Source organism: Streptomyces malaysiensis subsp. samsunensis (assembly GCF_024519315.1).
GTDB classification, from domain to species: Bacteria; Actinomycetota; Actinomycetes; order Streptomycetales; family Streptomycetaceae; genus Streptomyces; species Streptomyces malaysiensis.
This window is the reverse complement of record NZ_JANIIC010000009.1, coordinates 35,896-47,525: the sequence shown is the minus strand read 5'-3', so window position 1 is coordinate 47,525 and position 11,630 is coordinate 35,896. Positions and strand designations below refer to the sequence as shown.

At 69.9% G+C, this 11,630-nt stretch carries 7 protein-coding genes; 2 read left to right on the top strand and 5 right to left on the bottom strand.

What is annotated here, in order from left to right; genetic code table 11:
• The first annotated feature begins 47 nt into the window (after positions 1 to 47).
• Together NQU54_RS10340 and NQU54_RS10335 are read left to right on the top strand one after the other, a co-directional pair.
• Entirely contained in the window at positions 48 to 2,828 is a 2,781-nt protein-coding gene (locus tag NQU54_RS10340) for a pPIWI_RE module domain-containing protein (RefSeq protein ID WP_257630802.1), read from the top strand.
• 265 nt (positions 2,829 to 3,093) lie between these two features.
• On the top strand, positions 3,094 to 3,237 hold the full coding sequence (locus NQU54_RS10335) for a hypothetical protein (protein WP_257630801.1): 144 nt from the start codon (positions 3,094 to 3,096) through the stop codon (positions 3,235 to 3,237).
• A gap of 146 nt (positions 3,238 to 3,383) precedes the next feature.
• Here the strand turns inward: NQU54_RS10335 and NQU54_RS10330 are convergent, their stop codons facing one another.
• From NQU54_RS10330 to NQU54_RS10310, 5 genes are read right to left on the bottom strand one after another with little or no spacing between them, the layout of a single operon-like run.
• Positions 3,384 to 4,790, bottom strand: a complete 1,407-nt coding sequence (locus tag NQU54_RS10330; RefSeq protein WP_257630800.1) for a DUF6177 family protein — start codon at positions 4,788 to 4,790, stop codon at positions 3,384 to 3,386.
• Positions 4,787 to 8,794: a type VII secretion protein EccCa gene (gene eccCa / locus NQU54_RS10325; protein WP_257630799.1), complete on the bottom strand. Its 4,008-nt coding sequence runs from the start codon at positions 8,792 to 8,794 to the stop codon at positions 4,787 to 4,789. The genes NQU54_RS10330 and eccCa overlap by 4 nt, the downstream gene beginning before the upstream one ends.
• A gap of 7 nt (positions 8,795 to 8,801) precedes the next feature.
• A complete protein-coding gene (locus NQU54_RS10320) occupies positions 8,802 to 9,956 on the bottom strand; it encodes a CpaE/TadZ family protein (protein ID WP_257630798.1) in 1,155 nt (384 codons plus the stop codon).
• 10 nt (positions 9,957 to 9,966) lie between these two features.
• Positions 9,967 to 11,331, bottom strand: a complete 1,365-nt coding sequence (gene eccD, locus NQU54_RS10315; protein WP_257630797.1) for a type VII secretion integral membrane protein EccD — start codon at positions 11,329 to 11,331, stop codon at positions 9,967 to 9,969.
• A 13-nt stretch (positions 11,332 to 11,344) separates the two neighbouring features.
• Entirely contained in the window at positions 11,345 to 11,614 is a 270-nt protein-coding gene (locus NQU54_RS10310; protein ID WP_078505226.1) for a hypothetical protein, read from the bottom strand.
• Positions 11,615 to 11,630: the final 16 nt, after the last annotated feature.

Below are 11,630 nucleotides of genomic sequence, written 5' to 3'. Positions count from 1 at the left end.
ACACTCACTGACGCTTCTCACCGATCCGAACGGAGACCCACCCCGTCATGGCCTACGACCACATCCAGCCCGCCGCCTTCATCCCCACACCGGGCGGCGATCCCTTCCTCATGCCCCACTACGCACTCGCCTTCCCCCGAGCCTGGCGGGACCCTCTCAAGGACCACTGGCAGCACGGTAAGCCCGAGCGGCGCGATCGCGGCAAGGTGTCGGTGCCCATCAAGCGGCTCAACCAGGTGATCGCAGCCGTCGCTCCCGACTTGGTATCCGTGGCCAAGAGGGCCCCACTCGACGACGGTCGGCCCTGGCTGTACGCGAATGCACCCTATCCAAAGGCGGTGACGAGCACCTTCATCCACGCCTGGCTGCGCGATCTGCAGCCAGGCCCCGAGGGACACGCCAAAGTCAAGGAAACCGCCTCTCTGCTGGACATCAACGGCCTGGAGTGGGATCTCCTCAGCGTCGACATGCTGGAGCAGACCGTCAGTGACGGCGGCACCGCCGTGCCCGCTGACCACCTGTGGCGGCTTTTGCCCGAGGTCCTCGCCGCTCGCATCGCACGACAGGAACCGGCCTACGAGCACTTCGGCGAGCGGCTCACGTTCCGGCAGGTCGCGATGGACGCGGGAGCTCCCGGGGCCGAGCTCGTCTCCTGGCCGCCGCTGGAGCACCCCACCGGACGTGGTGCGAAGGCCAAGGTGTGGAACTACTCCGCGTACATCCGGATCTGTCTGCGCACCGCTCCCTTCGACTCGACTCCCCGTATCCACCTCTCCACCGGTGTACGCCGATGGGTACGCGGTCCCGTCTGGCTGCCGCAGCGGGGAAGCGCCTCCGTCTACCTGCTGGCGGACCAGAGTCTTGTGCCCGACGGACCCGCCCCGGAACGGTTCGCGGTCGGCGGCCTGCGCTGGGTGCCCCAGGCCGGGGGCTACGCGTGGGTTCAGGGCGGGCCGGAGGGGATGCTGAACCAGATCTCTGCCGTCCCCCGCTTCCCCTCACCCGACCTCATGGCCAAGGAGCCGGAGACCTGGCTCACCAGCCGGGACGGCGTCACCGCTGCAGTGGTGCACCACACGATGATGGGACGACACGGGGTACAGGCCGGAATCGCGCCGCAGGAGCGACGGCGCCTGACGGAGTGGGCCGCAGCGTCACTGTCCCCCGAGTTCACGCGCGTCAGCACATCCCGGCGCAGCGGAATCCGGCGCCAGACCCCGCACAACGTGCTCGAGTCCACCGCCTCCGTGCCGAAGAACGCCACCGACGAGGACAAGGCGAGGATCGACCGGGAGAACGCTGAACGGCAGGCGCGCAACGCTGCCCGCCGGCGCCCCCTTCTCTCTCGCGCCGTCGGCCCCTCGGGGCTCACTGCCGTGCTGCTGCACCAGACCGACATCATGCGCGACCACCTGGTCGCGGCGGCCGAGGAGAACCTCGGCCTCGCGCGGTACCGCACGGCCGGTGGCCCTGACCTGTGGCAGTGGGACCATCCCGACCTGACCGTGCGTCTCCACGTCCGGCAGGCCGCGGAACTCGTCGGCCCCCTGGGTGAGGGCAGCACCCTGCGGCGCGGCGATGAATGGGACGCCGCCATGGATGCGCGACGGCGTGCGGTGCGCGACGAACTACGCGTGTGGGCAACCGAGCTGGGTACACACCCTCAGCTGGCATTCGTCGAGTTGGAGGGCAAGGACGGCTTCCGGCGCCGCACGAGTGACCCCAAGTCCGCGCTGCGTGTGGGGCTCGCTGATGCCAGCCTGGTCAGCCAGTTCCTGGACCTCCCGGACCCGGACAGCGCCAAGCCAGAGGCTGTTTCGGACCCGCACCGGGCCAGGGCTGCCTGGAGCGATGGCCTGCGGCAGCTCGGGATGCGGTTCCTGCCCGAGCACTCACTCGGTGCGGCCATCCCGGAGGACCTGAACCAGCTCGCCTTCTGGCTCGTCAAGCGCAACGTCAGCCGTGACAACAAATACCCGCAGTTCACCCCGATCGCCGTACTCATCCGTCCTGGCCAGGACTGTGTGCTCGGCCGTACGGCGGAAACCTCAGACTGGGTGCCGTACCCCGAGTTGCTGCGCAGCCTCACCGGAAAGATCCGCAGCACGGATCTCAGGACGCGAAAGCAGCAGGAGGACGCAACCGCCCTGTTCGTCAAGCAGACGCTGTACAAGCTGCGCGGCGAGCCGACCCTCGTCCTCACCCACGCACAGAACACCCGCCAGCGCTGGCCGTGGCTGACCAACCCCGGGCTGGCCGCCGACCGCCTGAGCCTGGGCGCCGGACCACTTCAGCGGCTCGCCGCGCACGGCCGCCGCCTGCGGGTTGTCCGCATCGCGAGCAACGACCGGGAGGAGACACCGCAGTGGTGGGCACCCGACGGGGACTCGGGCGCCGGGGTTGCCAAGGGGCTCTGGGTGCCCGCTGACGCGCCACAGGACAATCGCCTCTTCCAGAGCACCTCGGACAAGGCCAGCCAGCACGGCCACCCCCGTGACATGAGTAAGTTCACCGAGCACCGCAACGCAGCCGGACGGTCCCTACGCATGCCAGGTACGCCGGCGTGGAACCCCGAAATCCTGGACCTCTGCATGGCAGCACTCCAGCCAGGCGACGATCCGGAGCAGTGGGCCATGTACGTCCACCAGCAGCGCTTCCCGGACGACTACGCCAACGCGCTCCAGCTTCCACTCGCCCTGCACCTCGCCCGGCTCGCCGCGAAGTACGCCGAGCCCATGGAGGACACGGAGCAAGCCGATCCGGGGACGGCCTCGATCGGGGCCACGCCCGAGCACGGCGAGGAGGACGAGTCTTTGGGCGAAGCGTAAGCAGTCGTCGTGGGCGGGGGGTGGTTGGACACACAGCGTGAGTCGTGGGGAGACCTGTCCTGTGCTTGCGCGACGACCCGATCGTCCGCCTCGGTCGTTTTGAGGTTCCCCCGCTAAACGATGCGGCTGCCGTGTTCCGGGCCACGGCCATTACCGGTCCTGATGTTGCCTCCCCTCAGATTTCAGGAGGGCATCGGCGCGCACCAGATCCTCTGGTGTGTCGACGGCGATCCCAGCTGACGGGGACCATACGTACGCGGTGCCCGTGTTCCAGGAGCCGGAGCATCTCGACTTCCTCGGCCTGCTCAAGGGGACCTTGTTCGAGGTTGCGGAAGGCGTCGAGTCCTTCCTTGGTGAAAGCGTAGAAGCCGAGTTGGCGAAGGTACGTCGCTTGACCGCTGCGGGGTAGGGGATCGGCTGGCGGGAGAACATCAGAGTGCGCAGGAAGCGCGTCGAGTGTGGCGAAGAAGTGCTTCACTGCCGTCATCACCGCCTCGGATGTGCCTCACCGCTCGCCGCGAGCATGTCGTGCGGTGAGGAGGCTGATCGGCTGGGTCAGGTTCCCGTTCGCAGGTGTTGGGTGAGGTGTTTGAGGGTGGTCCAGGTCTGGTCGTTGGTGGCGTCGCCGAGGGGGTAGTGCAGGGCGGGGCGGGAGGCGGGGCCGAGTTGGGTGGGGGTGAGGTTGAGGGGTGGGTGCTGGGCGTGGTGGGTGCCGATGGCGTGGACAGTGTCGGGGCCGAGGGTGAGGGCGACGGGGTTGGGGGGTGTCGCGATGTGTGGGGCGATGGTGAGGTCGCGTGGGCCGTGGCGCAGTGAGGTGAGCATCGAGGTCAGGCCGTGGTCGGCGGTGGTGAGGGCCTCGGCGAGGTGGGGGATGGCGTCCAGCGGCGGGGGTTCGTGTTCGGCGTAGCCGATGGTGAGGGTGATGTCTTCTTCGACTCCGGCGGTGGTGCGGGCGATACGGATGGTGGCGAGTGCGGGGCGGTCGGGGTGGCCGATGGCGATCAGCCAGGTGGGGCGGGGTGCGCGTCGGCGGGCGAGGTCGGTCAGTTGGCGGGTGGACCAGGGCAGGTTGACGGGCTCGGCGGTGCTCCATCCGGCGGGTGGGGTGCCGGTGAGGTGGTGCCAGGTGGTTTCGAGGGCGCGGCCGAGGATGAGGTGGTCGTCTGCGGGGTGGCGGGTGCGGAGGGCGAGGATGAGTTGGCGGTCGCCTGTGTTGGTGGTGTTGGTGAAGGCTTGTGCGACGGGCGTGGTGCCGGACGTGGTGCGGGCCGGGGCGAAGGTGCCGTTTTGCCAGTGCAGCACGGCGCCGGAGAGGCCGTCGTAGTAGCCGTCCTGTGGGTCTTGGACGACCCAGCGGTGGGGGTGTCCGCCCAGGGCGTTGCGGGTGGGGAGGGTGAGGCGGGCGGTGTTGGGGGTGACGATGTGGAGGGCTCGGTCGCTGGTGATCGCGCTTCGTAGGGCGTCGGAGAGCCAGCTGGTCATGGGGATGACTGGTCGGTCCTGGAGGACGACCGCTGTGGTGTCGGTGAGGACGTCTATGGCTGGGTGTGCGTTTGCTGGGGTTGTTGTGGTGTCGGTGGTGAGGGGGATGACCTCGGTGGTTGCCGCTTCCGGTGGCCAGGTGGTGCCGCCCAGGACGGTGGCGAGGCGTCCGGCGAAGGAGCCCGCGAGCTGTCCGGCCTCGAGTACGGCGGTGGTGGCGCGTGCTTCGGTCCACCAGACGGGGCTGTCCGGGGTGGTGGTTCCGGTGCCGAGGAGGCGGGACGGTTCGCCGGGGGTGTGGATGAGGATGGGGGCTTCGATGGAGACGAGGGTGCTTCCGTCCGGGGTGCAGAGTTGGACGACGGCGCCGTCAGCGGCGGTGCGTACGCGCAGGTCGGGGCCGCCCGCGTAGAGCCCGGCCAGCAGGGTGCGTACGTCGGGCATGGTCGGGGTGAGGGCGATGACGTCCTTGGTCACGTGGCGTCGTCCGGTGTGGTGGCGGGGGTGGCCTCGGGGGCGAAAGCGGTCTGGATGAGCTGGTGGGGGCGGCCGCGGCGGACGAGGGTGCCGCGGCCGGGCGGTTGCGCCGAGGCGTAGAGGCCGGGGAAGAGCTGGCCCTCGGTGCGGTCGCCGGTCATGACGAGGGCGGCGGTCCCGGTCTCGCGCAGAGTGGTCAGCAGCGGCTCGTACAGGGCCCGGGAGGATCCGGCGGTGCGGCGGGCGATGACGAAGTGCAGCCCGATGTCCTGGGCGGAGGGGACGTAGGGCAGGAAGCCGGCCAGGGGCTGTTGGCCTGCGGTGGTGAGGATGTCGTAGTCGTCGACGAGGATGACGATGCGTGGGCCGTTGAAGGAGGGCTCATCGGCGAGTGCGTCGTGGTCGACCGTTTCGTCCGGGAGACGCTTGTCGAGTTCCTTGGCGATGCCCGTGGTGAGGGCTGCGGAGAGTTTGGGGTTGTGGGCGTAGCCGCCTCGGTAGGGCTCGGGGATGACTCCGCGCAGCCCGCGGCGAGGGTCGAAGACGGCGAAGACGAGTTCCTCGTCCGAGTAGCGGTCGGTGAGCTGCCGGGTGATGAGTCGCAGGAGGTTGGTCTTGCCGCATTCGTTGTCGCCGAGGATCAGCAGGTGCTGGTCGTGTGCCAAGAGGTCCAGGTGTGCGGGGGCGAGGGCGTCCTGGTCGAGGCCGATGGGGATCCGTGATGGCTCGACGGCGGGCGAGGGGAGTTTCGTGGAGGGCAGATGGGTGGGCAGGACGCGTACCGGGGCGGCGAGTTCGCCGTGCCAGGTGGCGCGGGCCGTGTGTGCGGCCTCTTCGAGGGCGACGGCGAGGTCGCCCGTTGCCGGGTGGGCGTCGATGCGGGGCAGGGCGACCTGGGCGAAGAGTTTGGCGTCGGTCAGGACCCGGCCCGGGGTGTCGGGGCTGAGGGTTTCGGAGAGTTTGCGGTCGATGCTGGAGTCGGCGGCGTCGTTCAGCCGCAGTTCGACGCGGGTGCCGAACATCGACTGGGTGGCGATGCGTACGCCGTTCCAGCGCAGCATCCCGGCCACCACGTGGATGCCGTAGCCGCTGCCGCGTTTGAGCAGGTCGGTGACGGCGTCCTCGAGGTCGGCGAATTCGTCGCGCAGCGCGCCGAAGCCGTCGATGAGGAGCACGATGTCGGTGGAGGAGAGTCCGGATAGTCGACCCTGGGCGCGCAGGGACCGGAGTTGGGCGATGGAGTCGATGCCGTGTTCGCGGAAGAGCTGTTCGCGCTCGTTCAGCATGGCGCGGACTTCGGCGACGGCGCGGGTGGCCCGTTCATGGTCGGCGCGCCCGGCTATGCCGCCCACGTGCGGCAGGTCGGTGAGGGCGCTGAGCCCTCCGCCGGCCAGGTCCAGTCCGTAGAGGGCGACCTCGCGGGGAGTGTGGGTCAGGGAGAGGGACAGGGCGATGGTGCGCAGCAGGGTGGTTTTTCCGGTCTGCGGGCCGCCGATGATGGCCGCGTGCCCGCCCGCGACGGTCAGGTCCAGTAGCCATGGGTCCTGCCATTGCCTGGCCGGGTCGTCGAGGACACCGAGCGGCACCCGCATGGGGTCTGTGCGGCTGGTGAGGTGCAGGCCGCGGTCCGATGCCTGGACTGGTCCGGCCGCGGTGTCGAGTGTGATGGTGTCCGGCAGTGGCGGCAGCCAGATGCGGCGTACCGGCTCCGCTGCTCCGCGCAGCTGGTCGACCATCACCGACAGCACGGTGGGCCCGGTGTCCCGTTTGGTGCTCTCCGGCTCGGGAGCGGCCGCGTGCTCCGGGGCTTGATGGGTGTTGAAGGTCGGGTACGGCAGGGCGAGGGGTTCGTCGTCCTGGGGCTTGCGCAGGGATGGGCCACGGTAGCCGCCGGAGACGTAGCCCGCTTTGAAGCGCTCGTAGGTGGAGGTGTCGACCTTGAGGTAGCCGAAGCCCGGGAGCGGCGGGAGGTGGAAGGCGTCGGTGGTGTCGAGGACCGTGCGGCTCTCGTCTGCGGAGAAGGTGCGCAGGCCCAGGCGGTAGGACAGATAGGTGTCCAGGCCCTTGAGCTTGCCACCTTCGATGCGCTGGCTGGACAGCAGGAGGTGCACCCCGATCGACCGGCCGATGCGGCCGATCGACAGGAACAGGTCGATGAAGTCGGGCTTGGCGGTGAGCAGTTCGCCGAACTCGTCGATGACCACGAACAGATGCGGAAGCGGCTCCAGCTCCGGCCGTCGGGTCGCGCGCAGCGCGGCGTAGTGGCCGATGTCGGCGACGTTCCCGGCGTCTCTGAGTACCTGTTGGCGGCGTTTGACCTCTCCGGCCAGGCTCGTGTGCACCCGCTCGACCAGCCCGGCCTGGTTCTCCAGGTTCGTGATCACACCGGCGACATGCGGCAGATCGTCGAACGGCGCGAAGGTGGCGCCGCCCTTGTAGTCGACCAGCACCAGCGCCAGGTCCTCGGGCGGGTGGGTGGTGAGGAGGGCGAGTACGAGCGTGCGCAGCAACTCGCTCTTGCCGGAGCCGGTGGCCCCCACACACAGCCCGTGCGGCCCCATGCCCAGCTCCGAGGACTCCTTCACATCGAGGAGCACGGGCTCGTGGCGGTCGCTGAGCCCGATCGGCACGCGCAGGAAGGCCCGCTCACCTCGTGGCGCCCACAGCCGGTCCAGGTCCAGGGTGGCCGGGTCGTCGATGCCGAGCAGTTCGGGGAAGTCCACCGGTCCGGACACGGGTGCGCCCTCCGGCGCGGACGTGGCCGATAGCCTCAGCGGTGCGAGCTCGCGCACCAGTCCTTCCGCACCCGGGAGCGTGACAGCGTCCACGGTGCCCGTGGAGCGTGCGGGTTCCGGCGTGCGCAGGTCTTCGACCTCGATCCGCTCTCCGTCAACGGTGATGCGCACACTCACCTGGTCCGGCTCGTGGACTTGCCGCTCCAGCAGGTGCAGCACGGTGACGCCCATGTCGCGCAGGGCGACGGCCTCGTCCGGGCGCGGCAGCTCACAGGCCGCCTCCCCGTATGCGTCGCTGATCACGAGGAGTCGGTTGGTGAGTTGCAGCGCGCTCCGGTCGGACAGACCGCGCCGTACCTCGGCGGCGTACGAGGCGCGGCGCCGCAATTCTGTGGGCAGCAGTTTGGACAGCTGCGGCAGGCCGGCCGCGATACGGCGGGCGGCCACCGGCCCGTCGCCCTCGTCCGTGTCCAGCACGTGCGGCAGCCATTTGCCCCAGGACCAGTCCTCCTCCCGCTCCGTGGGGAATGCGAGACCCACGGAGAGGTCGTCCGGTGCGTGGGCCACGGCGGCCTGGAGCAGCAGTGCTCGTGCGACGCGCAGTACGCCGTCACGGTCGCCGACGATCGACACATCGCCCGCCCGGTCCAGCGGCACCGTGAGCGGAAAGTCGGTTGCGGTGGCGAAGCGGCCCAGCAGCGCACGGGCCTCGTTCAGCATGAACGGGTCCGGCGGGGTCAGAACGCTGCCCGAGTGCTGCCCCACCGTCAGCTCCTGCACCGGAACCTCGCCGACGCCCACCCGCACCCGGAGGAAATCCTCGTCCAGCCGGCGACGCTCCCACAGCCGCGCCGGATCCCGCACGATGTCGTACAGCGCCTCCGGCGGCGGATTCAGCACCCGCGCGCCCTGACGGCGCTCCCGTTCCAGCCGCCCGAACTCCTCGCGCAGCTCCTCCAGATACTCCAGATAACGCTCCCGCTGCGTGCGGCGCGTGCGCTGCGCCTTGCCACGCTGGGACCAGAAGAGGGCAACGGCCCCCAGCAGGGCGAAGACCAGGACGATGGCACCGAGCGCGGCGAACTGGCTGTTGCGGATCACGGTCATCATCACGACCGAGCTCATGACGCCGGCCATCGGCAGCATCGTGGTCGCCGCATTGCCGATCTTGCCTTCGGGGAGGTTGGGCGGTGGCTCTACGGTGCGCGGGGAGGCGGAGGGAAGCGGCCGGGTGCTGCGGGCGGGCCGGTGGATCACATGCTGGGTCATTCCGTCCTCACCGCACCCTTACCGCACGCCGCATCACTTCGGCGGCCAACAGGGTGGCGGCCTCCCGGGTGTCCCGTCCCAGCATGGTGTTCAGAATGGGGCCTCCTCCGCCCAGATGGCGGTCGTATGGAACGGGTACGACCGCTGCTCCCGTCTCCCGCAGGTACGCGCTCGCCGCCCGCACATCAAGTGTCGTGTCGGGGGAACTCGCGGTGAGCGCCACCACTGTGCTGGCCAGGGCCGCGTGCGGCAATTGGGCAAGCCAGTCCAGGACGACGCGGGTGCCGTTGACGCCCTCGGCGGTCATCGGCGCGGCGACCACGCGGGCGTGCGCGGTGTCCATCGCCGTGCGCGCCACCTCACCCGGCAGCGTCTCGCAATCGACCACGGTCACCGCGAAGTACCGGCGCAGCGCCATCGTCACCGTGCGGTATGTGCGGACATCCAGCGGTGCCCCCACCCGCCCCTGACTCGCGGGCAACAGCCAGCCGCCGTCGGTCACCGGCACCAGGTAGCCGATGACATCCGTCAGCTGCATTGAGGGGGTGAGAATCTGCGCCAGATCCGAGCACGACCAGCGCACGGACTCCGCGCCGAGCCGCACCGGCAACGTGCCCAGAGCCGCGTCCGCCTCCAACGCGAGCACCGGATCACGCCGGTAGTGGTTGAATATCCGGCTCAGCAAGGCCGTCACCGTGGACTTCCCCACGCCACCGCGTATGGACGTTACGGCGATCACCCGTCCGGTGGTCACCGGCTGCTGCACCTCCTGCGCCAGCCGGGTGCCCTCCGTGACCTCCCGAGCCACGGAGGTCCCCAGCATGCGCACGGAGCGGCGGGCCCGCCGTGCCATTGAGTCCCCGTGCAGCGGACGCCCCAACGCGCCCGCCAGCCGGGGGTCTACGGTCGGCGCGGACTCCGGCGTCCGTAGAGGCAGTTGCGGATCCCGGGGTTCCCGGCTGTCGGCTGGCCGTGATCCGGGCGCCGGAACCGGGGCATCGGTCCGGGTGGAGTCTGGCCCCGCATTCTCCGGAGGTTCGGACGAAGGCGAGAGCGATGCCGAGGCGGGCGGCACCGCCGCGGAACCCCTCTGCGGGTTCTCCTCGGCTCGGCTCTGGCCCAGCTCCCGCAACACGTCCTGCTGCCAGTCTCCCTGAGACATGCCGCCACCCCTACGCGAACGTGTCCAACAGGCGCCCGTAGACCCCGAACACCCCGATCAACAGCGGCAGCAACGCGCACACCCCGGCCGACTCGGCCAGATCCCCCGCACGCCGCAGACGCACCCGGACATGCTCGGCGGGCTGCACCGCCAAAGCCCCGAGCGAGATGACCGCGAGCGCGACGAGCGCCGCCAGCGGCCCGTAGGCCGAGGAACGCTCCAGCCACACCGCGATCAACCGCAAGACCACGACCACACTGGCCAGCAGCACGCCCACGATCTCGACGGTCAACGGGAAAGCCCGCGCGCGCAGCGACACCACCACAGCCACGACCACGGCCAACAGGACCGTCCACACCGTGGGGGAACGCAGTGCGAGGAACCCGGCCGCGCCTGCCGAGACGGATACGACGAGCGTGGCGAGCGCCAGCCCGCGGTGGGTGGCCGTCAACGCCGTAGCCACTTCGTGGCGGCTCACCGACGTCCCACCCGAGCGCCGGTCGTCCAGCGCGGACAGCCCCGATGCCATCATCGCCAGCCGCGGCACCACACTCAGCACCACAACCGACACGACCGCCAGAACAGCTCCTACGCGAGCCTGCTCCACAGCCGTCGCACCGCCGCCTTGCAGCGCTATGACGATCTCCCAGCCGAGGGCCATGACCGCGACCGCCCCGGCTCCCATCAACCCACCACGCCCCAGCGGCGAAAACCACCCCAGAAGCAACAGCGCGACTGCCACCGCACCCGCCGTCCCGGCGAGCCGCGCCGCACCCGACCACGCCTGCGCGTCAGCCAGCGTCCACGCGCCCAGGACGCCGAGCGCACCCGCCGCGACGATCAACGCCGTGGCCACCCCACGATGCACCGCACGCCCAGCCAGCGCGCCTGCCGAAGCCAGCACCAGCGCCGCAAGCAGCAAGACGGACATGACGGAGGACGACGTGAACTCGCCACGAGCAACCAACCCGGCGGTCAGCACCCACACGAGCAGGGCGACCCCCGCCGACACGCGACGTGCAGCCGGGCGCCAGCGCCACGCGCGCAGGCCAAGGTCCTCCGCCACCTCATCGCTGACGTCATGCACCACCGGCGCCGACGGCGCGTCCTCGACACGCACCAGCCGCAACACCGCACCATCCGGCACCCCGGCCGACAGCAACGTGCTGTCCTGAGCCAACGCCGAGCCGCTGGCGGTCACGAGGTGCCGAGATGAAGGCCGCGCCGCAACCTGATCGTCCAGCAGCCGCAGAATTTCCGGCAGCAGCCGACCGATCGGTTCCTGGGAAGGAAGGACGAGATCGATGCGCCGCCGCTCACCGACGAGAGTGACCCGACTCAGTTCCGTACCGCTTGTCGTCCCCGCTGCTACCACGCGTTCGAACCTATCATCGGGCCGAACTCCCCACGGATGGCGCGGTCGACGGCGTCGAAGGCCCATACGGGCTCTGCCCGGCGACCCGGTGCGAAATGAACGACCAGCCCACGCATCCGGCACACAACACCCCGGCAATCACCGTCCCGGCAACGACCTTCCCCAGCCGCTCATCCACCGACCGCCGCTGCCGCTGCGTTCCGAGCAACAAGGCGTCCCGCAACCGTCGACGCCGCACCGACACCGATTCCAGCAATTGACTGTCATAATCCTGCGCTGCCATGGTCGTTCACTACCTC